The organism is Pseudomonas sp. FA-1, assembly GCF_056856075.1.
Map to the genome: position 1 here is coordinate 220,195 of NZ_JBWXTH010000008.1, position 17,317 is coordinate 237,511.

Annotated in this window: 16 protein-coding genes; 3 read left to right on the plus strand and 13 right to left on the minus strand. The window is 62.6% G+C overall.

Translation table 11 applies throughout. The annotated features are described in order from the left end of the window. Positions 1–167: 167 nt before the first annotated feature. Positions 168–383 carry a 30S ribosomal protein S21 gene (rpsU, locus tag AC1MHZ_RS16315; protein WP_003255575.1) on the minus strand — a complete coding sequence of 72 codons (216 nt, stop codon included), beginning with the start codon at positions 381–383 and terminating at the stop codon, positions 168–170. A 205-nt stretch (positions 384–588) separates the two neighbouring features. On the opposite strand from rpsU, the gene tsaD reads away from it, so the two are divergent. Then, entirely contained in the window at positions 589–1,614 is a 1,026-nt protein-coding gene (gene tsaD, locus AC1MHZ_RS16320; protein WP_084856201.1) for a tRNA (adenosine(37)-N6)-threonylcarbamoyltransferase complex transferase subunit TsaD, read from the plus strand. A gap of 16 nt (positions 1,615–1,630) precedes the next feature. On the opposite strand, the gene plsY is transcribed toward tsaD, so the two are convergent. After that, positions 1,631–2,200: a glycerol-3-phosphate 1-O-acyltransferase PlsY gene (plsY, locus tag AC1MHZ_RS16325; protein WP_084856199.1), complete on the minus strand. Its 570-nt coding sequence runs from the start codon at positions 2,198–2,200 to the stop codon at positions 1,631–1,633. A 74-nt stretch (positions 2,201–2,274) separates the two neighbouring features. Here plsY and folB point away from each other — a divergent pair, with 74 nt between their 5' ends. After that, positions 2,275–2,631 carry a dihydroneopterin aldolase gene (gene folB, locus AC1MHZ_RS16330; protein ID WP_084856197.1) on the plus strand — a complete coding sequence of 119 codons (357 nt, stop codon included), beginning with the start codon at positions 2,275–2,277 and terminating at the stop codon, positions 2,629–2,631. Then, positions 2,622–3,131, plus strand: coding sequence for a 2-amino-4-hydroxy-6-hydroxymethyldihydropteridine diphosphokinase (gene folK, locus AC1MHZ_RS16335; RefSeq protein WP_368829608.1), 510 nt, complete (start codon positions 2,622–2,624; stop codon positions 3,129–3,131). The genes folB and folK overlap by 10 nt, the downstream gene beginning before the upstream one ends. 129 nt (positions 3,132–3,260) lie before the next feature. Here folK and AC1MHZ_RS16340 read toward each other — a convergent pair whose 3' ends face one another. The 11 genes from AC1MHZ_RS16340 to AC1MHZ_RS16390 all read right to left on the minus strand — a co-directional run bounded on the left by AC1MHZ_RS16340 (position 3,261) and on the right by AC1MHZ_RS16390 (position 17,315). Next, positions 3,261–4,388 carry a tRNA nucleotidyltransferase/poly(A) polymerase-related protein gene (locus AC1MHZ_RS16340; protein WP_368829607.1) on the minus strand — a complete coding sequence of 376 codons (1,128 nt, stop codon included), beginning with the start codon at positions 4,386–4,388 and terminating at the stop codon, positions 3,261–3,263. A 59-nt stretch (positions 4,389–4,447) separates the two neighbouring features. Further along, complete coding sequence (locus AC1MHZ_RS16345) at positions 4,448–6,016, minus strand: SpoVR family protein (RefSeq protein ID WP_084856190.1); 1,569 nt, start codon at positions 6,014–6,016, stop codon at positions 4,448–4,450. Beyond that, the gene (locus AC1MHZ_RS16350; protein ID WP_084856188.1) at positions 6,013–7,284 is read right to left on the minus strand and encodes a YeaH/YhbH family protein; all 1,272 of its coding nucleotides are present in this window, start codon (positions 7,282–7,284) and stop codon (positions 6,013–6,015) included. The genes AC1MHZ_RS16345 and AC1MHZ_RS16350 overlap by 4 nt, the downstream gene beginning before the upstream one ends. A 140-nt stretch (positions 7,285–7,424) precedes the next feature. Further along, positions 7,425–9,347, minus strand: a complete 1,923-nt coding sequence (locus AC1MHZ_RS16355; RefSeq protein WP_482966617.1) for a PrkA family serine protein kinase — start codon at positions 9,345–9,347, stop codon at positions 7,425–7,427. Positions 9,348–9,632: 285 nt separating this feature from the next. Next, positions 9,633–9,962: a thiosulfate sulfurtransferase GlpE gene (glpE, locus tag AC1MHZ_RS16360; protein ID WP_084856184.1), complete on the minus strand. Its 330-nt coding sequence runs from the start codon at positions 9,960–9,962 to the stop codon at positions 9,633–9,635. Positions 9,963–10,003: 41 nt separating this feature from the next. Continuing rightward, positions 10,004–10,843, minus strand: a complete 840-nt coding sequence (locus AC1MHZ_RS16365; protein ID WP_084856182.1) for a symmetrical bis(5'-nucleosyl)-tetraphosphatase — start codon at positions 10,841–10,843, stop codon at positions 10,004–10,006. Beyond that, the gene (apaG, locus tag AC1MHZ_RS16370) at positions 10,843–11,223 is read right to left on the minus strand and encodes a Co2+/Mg2+ efflux protein ApaG (RefSeq protein WP_084856180.1); all 381 of its coding nucleotides are present in this window, start codon (positions 11,221–11,223) and stop codon (positions 10,843–10,845) included. Before apaG ends, AC1MHZ_RS16365 begins: the two co-directional genes overlap by 1 nt. Before the next feature lie 201 nt (positions 11,224–11,424). Further along, positions 11,425–12,225, minus strand: a complete 801-nt coding sequence (gene rsmA / locus AC1MHZ_RS16375) for a 16S rRNA (adenine(1518)-N(6)/adenine(1519)-N(6))-dimethyltransferase RsmA (protein WP_084856177.1) — start codon at positions 12,223–12,225, stop codon at positions 11,425–11,427. Continuing rightward, positions 12,222–13,211, minus strand: a complete 990-nt coding sequence (gene pdxA, locus AC1MHZ_RS16380) for a 4-hydroxythreonine-4-phosphate dehydrogenase PdxA (protein ID WP_482966618.1) — start codon at positions 13,209–13,211, stop codon at positions 12,222–12,224. Before pdxA ends, rsmA begins: the two co-directional genes overlap by 4 nt. Then, on the minus strand, positions 13,208–14,524 hold the full coding sequence (locus tag AC1MHZ_RS16385; RefSeq protein WP_480461941.1) for a peptidylprolyl isomerase: 1,317 nt from the start codon (positions 14,522–14,524) through the stop codon (positions 13,208–13,210). Before AC1MHZ_RS16385 ends, pdxA begins: the two co-directional genes overlap by 4 nt. Continuing rightward, positions 14,505–17,315 (minus strand): LPS-assembly protein LptD, encoded by a 2,811-nt coding sequence (locus AC1MHZ_RS16390; protein ID WP_482966619.1) that lies wholly within the window; start codon positions 17,313–17,315, stop codon positions 14,505–14,507. Before AC1MHZ_RS16390 ends, AC1MHZ_RS16385 begins: the two co-directional genes overlap by 20 nt. Positions 17,316–17,317 lie beyond the last annotated feature (2 nt).

Here is a 17,317-nt window from a genome sequence, read left to right on the forward strand (position 1 = left end):
GTCAGGACGTGCACGACTGGTCGGGGACCAGTTCTGACGTGTTCAGGCAGGTTGCCCATGCGCTGTTGCGAAGGGCGCCTCTGGCCGAGGCCGGAGGTTTGAAGCAACTGCTGCCATCAGCCCGGCACGAGGCCGGGCGGGCAGAAGCTTTGCGTTGAACGCCTGTATCAGTACAGACGAACGGCGCGGCGCTGTTCGCGCTGAACCTTCTTGGCGTGACGCTTTACAGCGGCAGCGGCTTTGCGCTTGCGCTCGGCAGTCGGCTTCTCGTAAAACTCGCGGCTACGAACTTCAGCCAGTACACCGGCTTTTTCGCAGGAGCGCTTGAAACGACGCAGAGCTACGTCGAAGGGTTCGTTCTCTTTAACTTTGACGGCTGGCATCCAGGGCTACCTTAATTCATTACCGGGGTAGACGTGCTCCTGGCAAAACAAAAGGTGTGCTGGAGAACGTCGGTTTTCAAGGGTTGCGGATGTTAACCCTTAGCTGGCCGGAATGCAAAGCCTCTGATCGAAAACCGCTGGTCGGCATGTGGTACGGAGACTATCATGCGCGCCTTCGAATTCAGCCTCCACAAGGCACGGACCCATGCTAGTACTGGGATTGGAAACATCCTGCGACGAAACTGGCGTCGCATTATACGACAGCGAGCGCGGCCTGTTGGCCGACGCGCTGTTCAGCCAGATCGACCTCCACCGCGTCTATGGCGGCGTCGTGCCGGAGCTGGCCTCGCGTGATCACGTCAAGCGCATGCTGCCCCTGATCCGCCAGGTGCTGGCCGAGGCTGGCTGCGTCGCCACCGAGATCGATGCCATTGCCTACACCGCCGGCCCCGGTTTGGTCGGCGCCCTGCTGGTCGGCGCTTCGTGCGCCCAGGCGTTGGCGTTCGCCTGGGATATCCCGGCGATCGGTGTGCACCACATGGAAGGCCATCTGCTGGCCCCCATGCTGGAGGAGACGCCTCCGGCGTTTCCGTTCGTCGCCTTGTTGGTGTCCGGCGGCCACACCCAGCTGGTGCGGGTCGATGGCATCGGCCAATACGAACTGTTGGGCGAGAGCCTGGACGATGCGGCGGGCGAGGCATTCGACAAGACAGCCAAGCTGATCGGCCTGAACTACCCGGGAGGGCCCGAGATCGCTCGCCTGGCCGAGCAGGGGGTGCCCGGGCGCTTCGTGTTCCCGCGGCCGATGACCGATCGTCCGGGCCTGGAATTCAGCTTCAGCGGCCTCAAGACCTTCGCCCTGAATACCTGGCAGCAATGCCGCGATGCCGGCGACGACAGTGAGCAAACCCGTTGCGACCTGTCCCTGGCATTCCAGCAGGCGGTGGTGGAGACTCTGACCATCAAGTGCAAACGCGCCCTCAAGCAGACCGGCCTCAAGCGCCTGGTCATCGCCGGCGGCGTGAGCGCCAACAAGGCCCTGCGGGCCTCGCTGGAAACCATGCTGGCCAGCCTCAACGGCAATGTGTACTACGCGCGCCCCAAGTTCTGCACCGACAACGGCGCCATGATCGCCTACGCCGGGTGCCAGCGCCTGTTGGCCGGGCAGCGTCAGGACCTGGCCATTGCCGTACAGGCGCGTTGGCCGATGGAGCAGTTGCCGGCGGTGTGAGGCGATGTGTGCAAGGTCAGAAATGCCGTTCGCGCCCGGCGAACAGGTCGCGTAGATTGCTGCGATGGCGCCAGACGATGAGTACCGTGAGCACGGTGATCGGCAACAACGCCTCGGGCTCGCGCCAGGCCAGCAATGGCAGGGTCAGCGGGGTGGCGATCAGCGCGGCCAGGGAGCTGGTGCGGGTGAGGTAGAAGGTCAGCAGCCAGGCGGCGATGGCCAGCAGCGCGGCGGGGAAGTACAGGCCCATGAGCATGCCGGCTGCGGTGGCCACGCCCTTGCCGCCCTTGAAGCAGAAGTACAGTGGGAACAGGTGGCCGATCACCGCGCAGAGCCCGACCCAGGCTTGCTCCTGCAGGCCCAGGCCGGCCAGCTGGGCCAGCAGCACGGGCAACAGGCCCTTGCACAGGTCGCCCAGCAGGGTCAGGATCGCCAGCTTGCGGCCTGCCAGGCGTAGCATGTTGGTCGCGCCGGCGTTGCCCGAGCCACTGGAGCGCGGGTCCGGGCTGCCGCTGAGGCGGCTCAGGACAATGGCGAAGGACAGAGAGCCGAGCAGGTAGGCAAGCAGCGCCAATAACCAAAACATGCTAACTATTCCGGGCGAGGACGCCCTGATTCTAACGGCGCCAGTCGCCCTTGTCGTGCTGTGGAGAGAAGTGCTTGGACAGAGTGTTCATCGAAGGCCTGGAAGTCGATACCGTCATCGGTGCCTATGACTGGGAGCGGGATATTCGCCAGTGCCTGCGCCTGGACCTGAGTTTCGCCTGGGACAATCGCCCGGCGGCTGCCGGTGACGACCTGGCCTTGGCCCTGGACTACGCCAGTGTCTCGGCACGTGTCCAGGCATTCGCCGAGCAGGCCCGTTTCGAGCTGGTGGAAACATTCGCCGAGCGCCTGGTCGCGGTATTGATGGAAGAATTCAACATTCCTTGGGTGCGCCTGAAGCTGACCAAGCCAGGTGCCGTACCGGCGGCCCGTGGTGGCGTTGGCGTGGAGATCGAGCGCGGATGTCTCTGAGTACGGTTTACCTGGGCTTGGGCAGCAACATCGACCGCCAGGCGCACCTGTGCGCCGGGCTCGATGCCCTGGCGGGCTTTCTGCAGGGCATGCGCTGCTCACCGGTGTTCGAAAGCCAGGCGGTGGGCATCAAGAGCGGGCCGTTCTACAACCTGGTGGTCACCGGGCAGACCGACCTGCCGCTGCTGGAGCTGGATCGTCGGCTCAAGTTCATCGAGGCGGACAACGGCCGTTATGCGCCTGAGCGCAAGGGCTTGCCGCTGGATATCGATGTGCTGATGTATGACGACCTGCTGGGAACTTTCGACGGCCTGGTGCTGCCCAGGGCCGAGATCCTCAAGAATGCGTTCGTGCTCTGGCCGTTGTCGTTGATCGCGCCGCAACTGGTGCACCCGGGCGTCGGCAAGACGATGGGGCAGCTGTGGCAGGAAGCGGATATCGACCAGGCGTTGGCACCGGTGCCCTTCGAGTGGCGTGGGTTGCAACTGACCCGGATGTGAAGGCCCAATCGCCGGCAAGCCAGCTAGCTCCCCCACAGGTACGGCGGTGTTTCTGACAACAGCGCAAGACAGGTGGGGGCCGGCTTGCCGGCGATTGCGGTTGTATAAACGCGAAAAAAACCCCGAAGGTTACCGGCGCTTGTAGGCTTCGAGTGCTTCCAGGCGTTGCGCCTTGAGTGCTTCCCCCAGCGCTTGCCCGGCCAAGCCTTTCTCCACCAGTGGTTTCACATCCACTGCTTTGGCAGCGGCCGCCGCGTCGCGCAGGTAATCGGCCTGCGGGTAAGCCTGGTCGTTCCTCTGACCACGCGCCTCCATCTCGCACGCAGCAATGAAATCCTCGAAGCGCTGCGGGCGACGGTACACGTCGAACTTCTGCAGCAAGTCCAGCAGGCTGGCAGCGCTCAGTGCCTTGGCGTTGTGGCAAAGGGGCTGGCACTCATTGACCAGGGACGCGAGCTCCTGGCATTCCCTGGGGGCCTTGAAGCGCTGGTTGACTGCCTTGACCTGGCTCGGCTCGCCCAGCCCCTGCAGCAGGCAGGCCCAGCGTACATTCAGTGGCTGTTGCGCGCGAGCCGCTTCTCGTAGTGCTGCCAGCGGGTCTGGTCGCTGCGCGTCGAACAGTGCATTGATCTCCGGCATCAGTTCCTTGAGCGCATCGCAATCGCGCAGCACCTGGATGAACACCTGGGGCTGGTCTTCCATCAGGGCTCGCTCGATTTCCTTCCAGCTGCGCTCGGCCGTCAGTGCTTGAAGCTCGCCCGATGCGCTGATCTGGCGCATCAGCTCGAGCGTCTCGCCGGCGACATGGAAGCCCAGCGGGGCATAGCGGGCCGCGAAGCGGGCTACACGCAGGACACGCAGGGGATCTTCGGCGAATGCTGGAGAAACATGGCGCAAAATGCGTCGATCGAGATCTTCCTTGCCGTTATACGGGTCGCACAGATTGCCATGCGCGTCCTCTGCCATGGCATTGATGGTCAGGTCCCGGCGGACCAGGTCTTCTTCGAGGGTGACCTCGGGGCTGGCATGGAAGGTGAAACCGCCATAGCCGCGCCCGCTCTTGCGCTCGGTGCGCGCCAGGGCGTACTCCTCGCCGGTGCGAGGGTGGATGAATACCGGAAAATCAGCCCCGACCGGGCGATAGCCCAGGGCTTGCATCTGTTCGACCGTGGCGCCGACCACCAGCCAGTCGATATCGCTGACCGGGCGCCCGAGCAAGCGGTCGCGCACGGCGCCACCGACCTTGTAGATCTGCATGTAGAACCTCCATTACTGCCCACAGCATACCCTGTCGGCAGTAATGGAGGGCTGTTTGCTCAGAGATGATGCACCACGGCAAGATCCATACGGCCGTACTCACCCGCTTCGTTCTGCTCGCCTCGCGGCGGCATATGGTGGGTTTTCATGACTTGGTCGCCTTGGACGGTTTCCAGATGGATATCGAAGCCCCACAGCCGATGCAGGTGCCGAAGCACTTCCTCGGTGGAGTCGCCCAGCGGCTTGCGGTTGTGTTGCTGGTGGCGCAGGGTCAGGGAACGGTCGCCGCGGCGGTCGATGCTCCAGATCTGCACGTTGGGTTCGCGGTTGCCCAGGTTGTACTGGGCAGCCAGTTGCTCACGGATGATGCGGTAGCCGGCTTCGTCGTGGATCGCCGGTACCAGCAGGTCGTCGCGCTGGTCATCGTCCAGGATGCTGAACAGCTTCAGGTCGCGGATCACTTTGGGTGAGAGGTACTGCAGGATGAAGCTTTCGTCCTTGAAGCTGCTCATGGCGAACTTGATGGTGGAAAGCCAGTCGCTGCCGGCGATATCAGGGAACCAGCGCCGGTCTTCTTCGGTAGGGTGCTCGCACATGCGACGAATGTCGGTATACATGGCGAAGCCCAGGGCATAGGGGTTGATGCCACTGTAGTACGGGCTGTCGAAGCCCGGCTGGAACACCACACTGGTGTGGGACTGCAGGAACTCCATGATGAAGCCGTCGGTCACCAGGCCTTCGTCGTACAGGTCGTTCATCAGGGTGTAGTGCCAGAACGTGGCCCAGCCTTCGTTCATCACCTGGGTCTGGCGTTGGGGGTAGAAATACTGGGCGATCTTGCGCACGATGCGCACCACTTCCCGTTGCCAGGGTTCGAGCAACGGGGCGTGTTTTTCGATGAAATACAGGATGTTTTCCTGGGGTTCGGCGGGGAAGCGCACATCATCGCGCTCGTTGCCTTTCTCCGAGCCCTTGGGAATGGTGCGCCACAGGTCGTTGATCTGGCGCTGCAGATGCTCCTCGCGCTCTTTCTGCCGCCGGCGTTCTTCCTCGGCGGAGATGGGGTAGGGGCGTTTGTAGCGGTCCACGCCGTAGTTCATCAGGGCATGACAGGAGTCGATCAGGTCTTCGACGGCATCGATGCCGTGGCGCTCCTCGCATTGGGCGATGTACTGCTTGGCGAATACCAGGTAGTCGATGATCGAGCTGGCGTCCGTCCAGGTGCGGAACAGGTAGTTGCCCTTGAAGAAACTGTTGTGGCCGTAGCAGGCATGGGCGATCACCAGTGCTTGCATGCACATGGTGTTCTCTTCCATCAGGTAGGCGATGCACGGGTCGGAGTTGATCACGATTTCGTAGGCCAGGCCCATCTGGCCACGGCTGTAGGATTTTTCCGTGCTGAGGAACTGCTTGCCGTAGGACCAGTGGTGGTAGCCCAGCGGCATGCCGACGGACGCATAGGCATCCATCATCTGCTCGGCGGTGATCACCTCGATCTGGTTGGGATAGGTATCCAGGGCGTAACGCTCGGCCAGGCGGCTGATTTCGCGGTCATAGGCCTGGATAAGCTCGAACGTCCACTCGGACCCGGTGGAAATGGGCTGGCGTCTCTGCTCTCTGGCGGTCATGTGGCTAACCTGCGCTGGAAGAGTTCACGGAAGACCGGATAGATATCACCGGCCGATACCAACTGCTGCTGGGCGAAGGTGTCGGGGAAGGCTTCGCCGATGCGCTCGTATTCGTACCACAGCGCCTGATGCTCACGGGGGGTGATTTCCACGTAAGTGTAGTACTGCACGTGGGGCATGATCTGCTTGGACAGGATCTCACGGCAGATCGGCGAATCGTCGTTCCAGTTGTCGCCGTCGGAGGCCTGGGCGGCGTAGATGTTCCAGTCGCTGGCCGGGTAGCGATCGGCCATGATCTCCTGCATCAACTTGAGCGCGCTGGACACAATGGTGCCGCCCGTCTCGCGGGAATAGAAGAATTCTTCCTCGTCCACTTCGCGGGCGCTGGTGTGGTGGCGGATGAACACCACCTCGATGCGGTCGTAGTTCCGCTTGAGGAACAGGTACAACAGGATGAAGAAGCGTTTGGCGATGTCCTTGGTGGCCTGGGTCATCGAGCCCGAGACGTCCATCAGGCAGAACATCACGGCCTTGGAGCTCGGGTTGGGTTGCTTGACCAGCAGGTTGTACTTCAGGTCGAAGGTATCGAGGAAGGGCAGGCGATTGATGCGCGCTTTCAGGCGTTCGATCTCGGCCTCGGTCGCCTGGATATCGGTGAAGTTGTCCGGCTCCTCGACCTTCAAGCGCGCAAGCTCGGCCTGGGCTTCGCGCAACAGCGCACGGCTGCTGCCGGTCAGGGCGATGCGCCGGGCATGGGCCGAGCGCAGGGTGCGGACAATGTTGATGCGTGACGGGTTGCCTTCGTTGGCGATACCGGCACGCACGGTCTTGAAGGTGTCGGCCCCGGTGAGGTGACGTTTCACCAGGTTGGGCAGCTCCAGGTCCTCGAACATGAACTCCAGGAACTCCTCCTGGGTGATCTGGAACACGAAGTCATCCATGCCTTCGCCGGAATTGCCGGCCTTGCCACGGCCGCCGCCGCCTCCACCGCCTTGGGGCCGGGGAATGTGCTCGCCAGCGGTGAATTCCTTGTTGCCTGGGTGGATGATGGTCTGCTTGCCGCCACGACCATGGTGCAGCACCGGCTCGTCGATGTCCCGCGACGGGATGCTGATCTGCTCGCCGTGCTCCATGTCCATGATGGAACGGCGGCTCACGGCCTCTTCGACGGCTTTCTTGATGTGCTCACGGTACCGCCGCAAGAAGCGCTGGCGGTTGACCGTGCTCTTGTTCTTGCCGTTCAGGCGTCGGTCGATTACGTAGCTCATGGGCCCTCCGGTAGCTGGGTACAGCTGCAAGCTTCAAGCTACGAGCTGCAAGTAAAAGCAGTCGCCGCCGCCGTGAGCCGTGCGATGCGCCACGGCACACCGCGTCCGGCTCAGGGCTTGCGGCTCGCAGCTTGCCGCTTTTACTGCGATTTCCTGACCCGCAGATACCATTCCGACAGCAGGCGAACCTGTTTGTCGGTGTAGCCACGCTCGACCATCCGGGTGACGAAGTCGTTGTGTTTCTGTTGATCCTCCTTGCTGGCCTTGGCGTTGAAGCTGATGACCGGCAGCAGGTCTTCGGTGTTGGAGAACATTTTCTTCTCGATCACCACCCGCAGCTTTTCATAGCTCAGCCAGCTCGGGTTCTTGCCGTTGTTGTTGGCGCGGGCACGCAGCACGAAGTTGACGATCTCGTTGCGGAAGTCTTTCGGGTTGCTGATGCCGGCCGGTTTCTCGATCTTCTCCAGCTCCTCGTTGAGGGCGATGCGGTTGAGGATCTCGCCGGTTTCCGGGTCGCGGTACTCCTGGTCCTGGATCCAGAAGTCGGCGTACAGCACGTAGCGGTCGAAGATGTTCTGGCCGTATTCGCTGTAGGACTCCAGGTAGGCGGTCTGGATTTCCTTGCCGATGAACTCGATATAGCGCGGTGCCAGGTATTCCTTGAGATAGCGCAGGTAACGCTCGCGTACCTCGGCAGGGAACTGCTCCTGTTCGATCTGCTGCTCCAGCACGTACAGCAGGTGCACCGGGTTGGCCGCGATCTCGTGTGGATCGAAGTTGAAGACCTTGGACAGGATCTTGAAGGCGAAGCGGGTCGACAGGCCATTCATGCCCTCGTCGACCCCGGCGGCATCGCGATACTCCTGGATCGACTTGGCCTTCGGATCGGTGTCCTTGAGGTTCTCGCCGTCATACACGCGCATCTTCGAATAGATGTTGGAGTTCTCAGGCTCCTTCAGGCGCGACAGCACGGTGAACTGCGCGAGCATCTTGAGGGTGTCTGGCGCGCAATGGGCCTTGGACAGCGAGCTGTTGACCAGCAGCTTGTCGTAGATCTTCACTTCGTCACTGACGCGCAGGCAGTACGGCACCTTGACGATGTAGATCCGGTCGATGAACGCTTCGTTGTTCTTGTTGTTGCGGAAGGTATGCCATTCCGATTCGTTGGAGTGGGCCAGCAGGATGCCGGAGTAGGGGATCGCCCCCAGGCCTTCGGTGCTGTTGTAGTTGCCTTCCTGGGTGGCGGTGAGCAACGGGTGCAGGACCTTGATCGGTGCCTTGAACATCTCGACGAATTCCATCAGGCCCTGGTTGGCCCGGCACAGCGCGCCCGAATAGCTGTAGGCGTCGGCGTCGTTCTGCGGGAATTCCTCGAGTTTGCGGATATCCACCTTGCCCACAAGCGCCGAGATGTCCTGGTTGTTCTCGTCGCCAGGTTCTGTCTTGGCGATGGCGACCTGGTTGAGGATGGATGGGTAGAGCTTGACCACCCGGAACCTGGAGATGTCGCCGCCGAACTCCTGCAGGCGCTTGGTGGCCCAGGGCGACATGATGGTGTTCAGGTAGCGCCGCGGGATGCCGAACTCTTCTTCCAGGATGGCGCCGTCCTCGGCGGCATTGAACAGCCCCAGGGGCGACTCGAACACCGGTGAACCCTTGATAGCGTAGAAGGGCACCTTCTCCATCAACTGCTTGAGCTTTTCGGCCAGGGACGATTTACCGCCGCCCACCGGGCCCAGCAGGTACAGGATCTGTTTCTTCTCCTCCAGGCCTTGGGCGGCATGGCGGAAGTAGGACACGATCTGGTCGATGCACTCTTCCATGCCATGGAAGTCGGCAAAGGCCGGATAGCGACGGATCACCTTGTTGGAAAAGATCCGCGACAGCCTGGAGTTCGTTGAGGTGTCGACCAGCTCCGGTTCGCCGATGGCCAGCAACAGGCGTTCGGCCGCCGAAGCGTAGGCGCTGCGATCCTCTTTGCACAGCTCGAGGTACTCCTGCAGCGAGAGTTCTTCCTGGCGGGTTGACTCGAAACGTTGTTGGAAGTGGCTAAAAATGCTCATGACGTCACCTCGCTCGATACGTGGAGCCGACGCCGGATCAGTCAGCATGATGCTGGCATGCAACCGGGCTGGCCGATTGCTGTATACCCCCCAGAACACCCGTAGAAACGCTACCGATGACCCGCACGCCGGTGTACCGGCTCTCCCCTTTTTTGGATGGCCTGGGCTTAAGGATAGTTGGTTATACGAGAGGTCAAGGGCGCGGGGTCGAGAAGATACTCACGACCGTTCGTCAGGTAAGGCCCGAGCCCGCTCGTGGCGCGGGCTGCGGGAAAATGAAAATTTTTATTCGGCGCCGCCTTGGGCGGTTTCGGCCGGGTAGGTGCTGCGCCACAGCTCGAAGCCGCCATCGAGGCTGTACACCTCGGAAAAGCCCTGGCCCACCAGATAGGCCGCAGCGCTCTGGCTGGAGTTGCCGTGGTAGCAGACCACCAGGGTCGGTGCGTCGAGGTCGGCATTGCGAATGAACTCGGCCACCGAATGGTTATCAAGATGAGTGGCGCCGCTGATATGGCCTGCGGCAAACGCTTGAGGGTCACGAATGTCGACGACCACCGCACCTTGCTCACGCAGGGCCTGGGCCTGCTCGGGAGGGATGCGCTTGAATTCGCTCATGGGGGTGGTTTCCTTCGGGGCTGATCGTTGAGTCTAGTCGGTTATGCCGGTTGGCGCAGGGTGCCGTCGTCGGCGCAATCGCAGCGGTGGAACTCGCCGCTGTCGACGTTGTACAGGGTCATGGCGCCACCCCAGACACAGCCGGTGTCCAGGCCGATCACATCGGGCACATCGATGCGCCCCTCGAGGGCGGCCCAATGGCCGAAGATGATCTTCACGTGGCGCGAACGGCGGTCCTTGTGGGCGAACCAGGGCTTGTAGCCCTTGGGTGCGCTGTCCAGGCCTTCCTTGCTCTTGAACTCGAGCTTGCCCTCGGCGGTGCAGAAGCGCATGCGGGTGAAGTAGTTGGTGATGACCCGCAGGCGTTCGATACCGGCCAGGTTCTTGCTCCACTTTTTTGGCTCGTTGCCGTACATGCCGTCCAGGTAGAGCTTCAGGCGGGTGTCGTCGCGCAGCACTTCCTCCACTTCGGCGGCCAGCTCCAGCGCCTTGCCCAGCGTCCATTGCGGAGGGATGCCGGCATGCACCAGCGCCACGCCGCGTGCTTCGTCGTAGTGCAGCAGCTTCTGCTGGCGCAGCCAATCGAAGAGCTGGTCGGCATCTGGCGCTTCGATGATCTCGCGCAGGGTGTCGCCCTTCTTCAGGCGCTCGACGTTGTGCCAGGCTGCCAGCAGGTGCAGGTCATGGTTGCCCAGCACGCATACCAGCGAGTTGCGCATGGAATAAAGGAAGCGCAGGGTTTCCAGCGACTCCGGGCCACGATTGACCAGGTCGCCCACCAGCCACAGGCGATCCACTGCCGGGTCGAAGTGCACGCGATCGAGCAGGCACTTGAGCGGCTGCAGGCAGCCCTGCAGATCGCCGACGGCGTACACCGCCATCAGTGCAGCGCCCCGGGCACGGCCAGGCGGAATGGCGCGATGGTGGCGTCGAAATGCTGACCGTCTCCGGCCAACATCTGGTAGCTGCCCTGCATGGTGCCGACGCGAGTGGTGAGCACCGCGCCGCTGCTGTAGGTATGGCTGTCGCCTGGCTCGATGAGCGGCTGCTGGCCGACAACGCCGGCACCGCGCACCTCTTCCACTTCACCGTCACCGTTGGTGATCAGCCAGTGGCGCGAGACCAGCCGGGCTTTCAGCGTGCCATTGTTCTGCACCGTGATGGTGTAGGCGAAGGCGAAGCGGCTGTTGTCGGGGTCGGATTGTTCTTTCAGGTAGCGGGTCACGACGCTGACGTCGATCTGATAGCGGGGGTCGGACATGCAAAGGCCTTGGAGGAGCGGACGCAAATACTGCAATGGTTGCAGTCTAGGCCATAGGTGGGGGGGAGGGCCAGTGTGGGGCGCTATGTAACCCACGCGGGCCCTATCGCCGGCAAGCCGACTCCTACCTGTCCTGCGCTGTTTTCAGAGACACCGCGATACTGTGGGAGCCGGCTTGCCGGCGATGGGGGGTAGCCAATATCAGGCTTGTTGCTCGGCCAACTGGTCGGCCAGGCGCACGAAGGCGGCCAGGTCGAGCTGTTCGGGGCGCAGGCTGCCGTCGACGCCGGCGGCTTCGATGGCCTGGTTGTCGAGCAGGCCCTTGAGGGTGTTGCGCAGGGTCTTGCGGCGCTGGTTGAAGGCTTCCCGAACGATGCGCTCGAGTAGGCGTGGGTCCTTGGCCGGGTGCGGCAGGGTCTCGTGGGGCACCAGGCGTACGATGGCCGAGTCCACCTTGGGCGGTGGGTTGAAGGCGCCTGGGCCTACGTTGAACAGGTGCTCGACCCGGCAGTGGTACTGCACCATGATCGACAGGCGGCCCCAATCGCCACCGCCCGGGCCTGCGGCCAGGCGCTCGACCACTTCCTTCTGCAGCATGAAGTGCATGTCGCGGATCAGGTCGGCGTGGTTCAGCAGGTGGAAGATCAGCGGGGTGGAGATGTTGTAGGGCAGGTTGCCCACCACCTTGAGGCTGCGCGCCGGGACGCCCAGTTGGTTGAAATCGAACTTCAGGGCGTCGCCCTGGTGCAGGCGGAAGTTGTCGCGGCCGGCGAACTTGTGCTGGAGGATCGGCACCAGGTCCTTGTCCAGCTCGACGACGTCCAGCTGTGCGCCGCTGCCCAGCAGACCCTCGGTGAGGGCGCCCTGGCCCGGGCCGATTTCCAGCAGGTGCTCGCCCGGTTTGGCATTGATCGCCCGTAGGATGCGGTCGATGATGCCGGCGTCGTGCAGGAAGTTCTGGCCGAAGCGCTTGCGCGCCCGGTGTTGGTATTGCTCGTTCATGGTCGGTTCTCGGCCATCTGGTAGGCGGTTTGCAGGGCCACGCGCAGGCTGCCGGTGTCGACCTTGCCGGTGCCGGCCAGGTCCAGGGCGGTGCCGTGGTCGACCGACGTGCGGATGATCGGCAGGCCTAGGGTCACGTTGACAGCGGCGCCGAAGCCTTTGTACTTGAGTACGGGCAGGCCCTGGTCGTGGTACATCGCCAGCACTGCGTCGCAGTGCTCCAGATACTTGGGGGTAAACAGGGTATCGGCCGGCAGTGGGCCACGCAGGTCCATGCCTTGGGCACGCAGGCGTTGCAGTGCTGGCTCGATGATGTCGATTTCTTCGCGGCCCAGGTGGCCGCCTTCGCCGGCATGCGGGTTGAGGCCGCAGACCAGGATGCGGGGCTGGGCGATGCCGAACTTGCTCTGCAGGTCGGCGTGCAGGATGCGCGTGACCCGCTCCAGGCGCTCGGCGGTAATGGCGTCGGCGATGTCCCGCAGGGGCAGGTGAGTGGTCACCAAGGCCACGCGCAGGCCATGGGTGGCCAGCATCATCACCACCTGGGTGGTATGGGTCAGGTCGGCCAGGAATTCGGTATGGCCGGAGAAGGCGATGCCGCTTTCGTTGATCACGCCCTTGTGCACCGGGGCGGTGATCATGCCGGCGAAATGCCCGTCCAGGCAGCCTTGGCCGGCGCGGGTCAGGGTTTCCAGAACAAAGGCGGCGTTGGCCTTGTCCAATTGCCCGGGTACCACCGGCGCCGCCAGTGGCGTATCCCACACGTACAAGCTGCCGGCGGGGGCCGGCTGGTCGGGCCAGGCATCGGCGCTGACCGGCAGCAGGCTGACAGCCAGCCCCAGCTGCGTGGCCCGCTCGGCGAGCAGGTCACGGCTGGTGATGGCGATCAGGGGGTAAGGCTGGGCCTCGGCGGCCAGCAGCAGGCACAGGTCAGGGCCTATGCCGGCCGGCTCGCCGGGCGTGACGGCGAAGCGCAGGGGCTTCACTGGGCGGCCTGGTCGGCGCCAGGCAGCTTGATTTCAACGTAGGCTTCGTCGCGGATCTGGCGCAGCCAGGTCTGCAGCTCTTCGTCGTACTTGCGGTTGCGCAGCACGGTCAGCGCTTGCTGTTCGCGCGCCTTCTCGGTGCTGTCGGTGGCGCGGCGGCCCAGCACTTCCAGTACGTGCCAGCCGTATTGGGTCTTGAACGGCTTGGTCACCACGCCCTGCTGGGCATTGGCCATCTGCTCGCGGAACTCCGGCACCAGGCTGTTCGGGTCGACCCAGTTGAGGTCGCCGCCGTTGAGCGCGGAACCTGGGTCTTCCGAGAAGCTCTTGGCCAGCTCGGCGAAGTCTTCGCCATTCTGGATACGGTCGTACAGGCGCTCGGCCAGTTGCTCGGTCGCCGCTTCGCTGCGGATCTCGCTTGGCTTGATCAGGATGTGGCGTACGTGGACTTCGTCACGCAGCACGTTCTCGCCACCACCGCGTTTCTCCTCGAGCTTGAGGATGATGAAACCGTTGGGGATGCGGATCGGCTGGGTGATGTCGCCCACCGACATGCTGCTGAGCATCTTGGCGAAGTCAGGTGGCAGTTGGCCGGCCTTGCGCCACCCCATTTCGCCGCCTTCCAGAGCGTTTTCGCTGCCGGAGCGGGCGATGGCCATCTGGCCGAAGTCGGCGCCCTGGCGAAGCTGCTGGTAGATATCGCCGACCTGGCGTGCGGCGGCCTGGATGGCGTCGGAGCTGGCGCCTTCCGGGGTCGGGATGAGGATGTTGGCCAGGCGGTACTCTTCCGACATCTGCATCTTGCCGAGGTCGGAGTTGAGGAAGTTCTTCACTTCCTGCTCGGACACCTGGATACGCTCGGCCACGCGGCGCTGGCGCACGCGGCTGATGATCATCTCGCGCTTGACCTGCTCGCGGGCATCGTCGAACGACAGGCCGTCATGGGCCAGGGCGGCGCGGAACTGGTCCAGGGACATACCGTTGCGCTGGGCAATGGTGCCGATGGCCTGGTTGAGTTCCTCGTCGGTGATGCGAATGCCGGAGCGTTCGCCGATCTGCAGTTGCAGGTTCTCGACGATCAGGCGTTCCAACACCTGCTGCTCCAGGGCGCCGGCCGGCGGCACGCCGCCGCCGCGCTTGGCGATGGTCTGCTGCACTTCGCGCACGCGCTGGTCCAGCTGGCTCTGCATGACCACGTCGTTGTCGACGATGGCCACGATGTGGTCCAGGGGAACAGCGGCATGCACCGCGCTGCTCAGCAATACGGCGCCCAGCATCAGCGGGCGCAGGCGATCAATAAGCTTGGTCTTCACGTGTACGGTAACCTTGAATGCCTTCGTCGAGGAACGACTCGACCTTGTTGCCCACAACGCCGCCGAGGCCTTTGAGCACGATTTGCAGGAAGACGCCGTGGTCGCCTTTCTCGTTTTGCGGAACGGCTTGGCTGAAGTCGTCGTAATCGAGCCAGTAGCGGTTGATCAGGCGTAGCTTCCAGCAGCAGTTGTCATATTCGAAACCACCCATGGCTTCCAGGGTACGGTTGCGGTTGTAGTCGTGCTGCCAGCGGGCGATAACACTCCACTGAGGGACGATCGGCCAGATGACCGAGAAGTCGTGCTGCTCGATCTTGTAGTAGTCCTTGACGTAGTTCGGGTCGCCAGGTCTGCCGTAATCGCCGCCGCCAACCTGCCAGCGACCGGTCAGCGAGTCGTAGCGAACCAGGTCGTTGCGGTAGCGATAGCCCAGGTTGACGATCTTGTTCGGATTGTCTTCCGGCTGGTAGTGGAACATGGCGCTGCCGGAGCGTGGGCTGCGGCTGTCCGGGTCCCAGTTGTAGTCGGAGTTGAAGCGCCAGTCGCGGTTGAAGGCGTACTGGTACTCGAGCGCGTAAGGTGAAACGTCGGATTGCGCGTCGTCGCGGTCGCGATAATCAATACCAGGCATTTGCACCTTGCGATCCTTGAAGTAGAGCGCTTGGCCAATGCTGAAGCGTTGACGTTCGAATCCATTCTCCTCGATCCAGCGGTTAGTCACACCCAGCGACAGCTTGTTCTCGTCACCGATGCGGTCGGAGCCGCTGAAGCGGTTGTCACGGAACAGCGAGGCGAAGTTGAAGTAGGACTCGCTGGTGTCGAAGACAGGGATGTCTTTCTGATCCTCATACGGAACGTAGAGGTAGAACAAGCGTGGTTCCAGGGTTTGGCGGTAGTTCTTGCCGAACCACTGGGTGTTGCGGTCGAAGTAGAGGCCACTGTCGACGCTGAAGATCGGAACGTTTCGGTTCAGGGAGCTACTGTAACTACCATATCCAGGCTGCGAAGCCTGGCTTGCGGCCTGCGCTTTCCCTTGGCTATCTAGGTCTAGGTCATAGTGCGTGGAGACATACTTCAGCTTCGGCGTCAAGAAACCATAACTGGCCTCCATCGGCAGGCTGATAGCGGGAGCAGCATTCAGACGGGTACCGTTTGCACGGGCAATACCGGAAATATTCTCGTCAAGGCGGCGGCCAGCAGCGCCTGCGGAGAAGTCAGGGTTGCCATCTTCATCTCTGACAAAGTCGTCCTTCAGGTCACGATCAAAGCGAACAGCTTCTGTCTGATAAGTGAAGTCGAACCCGCCTGGATGATACGGCAGCATGCCGTCGAGCGTGATTTGCGGCAGCTTGTCATATGGCGTAACGCGCGAAATGGTCGCCATTTCATACGCATGCGCATTCAACCGTGCCCGATAGCTGTCACCCCGATAGGTAATAGCACCCTGCTGATCCACTACATCGCGGCTCTCGACCCCAATCTGCCCCGTCTCCAGATCCTGGAAATAGAACGGATCACTGATATCGGTGTAGTCCACCTCAGTCATCAAGCGCGAATCCAGCCCGCCCTTGTGCTGCCAGTTGTACATCCAGCGCTTTTCTTTGTAGTCGGTCTGCTCTTTACGATCGTCGTTCTTGTCGTTCAGGTACGCAGCACCGAACTGGCCTTCGCTGGACTTGGTCAGGTAGCGGAACTCGCCTTCCATCAACAAGCCACGCTTGGCCATGTAGCGCGGATACAAGGTGGCGTCGTAGTTCGGCGCCAGGTTGAAGTAGTACGGCGTGACCAGCATGAAGCCGGTGTCGCTGCTGGTGCTGAACGACGGCGGCAGGAAGCCGGACTGGCGACGGTCGTCGATCGGGAAGTAGATGTACGGTGTATAGAACACCGGGAAATCCTTGACCCGCAGGGTGACGTTGGTCGCGGTGCCGAAGCCGGTGGCCGGGTTCAGCGTGATGTTGTTGCCCTTGAGCTGCCACGCATTGCTGCCCGGCTCACAGGTGGTGTAGGTACCGTCCTTGAGGCGGATGATGGCGTTTTCACCACGCTTGGCGTACAGCGCGTTGCCGCGAATGCGCGATTGGTGCATCACGTATTCGGCGTTGTCGACCTTGGCCTCGCCGGTGTCCAGCTGGATCTCGGCCTGGTCGCCGACGACCAGCGAACCCTTGTCGCGCAGCTTGACGTTGCCCTTGAGCTCGCCGCGGTTCTCGGCCTGATACAGGTTGGCCTCGTCGGCCTCGACCTGCATGCTGCCCTGGCGCATGACCACGTCACCGGCGAGGGTGGCGATCTGCTGCTCCTGCTGGTAGCGGGAAACCTTGGCGTTCAGGTAGGTCGGCGACTCATCCTGGGGCGTGGTGTCGTCCATGCCCGGGCGTGTCGGCTCGATATACGCGCCACCGCAGTACGGGCCGGTCTCGGCCAGCTGCGCGGCGGTGAGCTTGTCGCGCGGCACCCAGTCCAGGTGGCTGTAGTCTTCGCTGCGCGACTTCAGGCCACGGCCCTTGCTTTCGGTGACCAGCACCGGCTTGGGTTCGCCGTCGGCATCGGTCTCGGCCACCTGGGCGTCACCGCCGGAGCTCAGCGCAGCACCTTCATGCACCGGGCGCGGTGGCAGGTTGCTGGCAGTGGTTTTGGGCTTGCAGTCCCAGCCACCAGAGGCGGACACTTGGCAGTCGAACTGCTCGGCTGCCACCACGTATGACGTGGCCAGAGGTTGCAGGGCCAGCAGGCCGCCAGTCACCAGCAACGGAAACTTTCTACGAAACGCGGGGGATTTCAATGCCATCT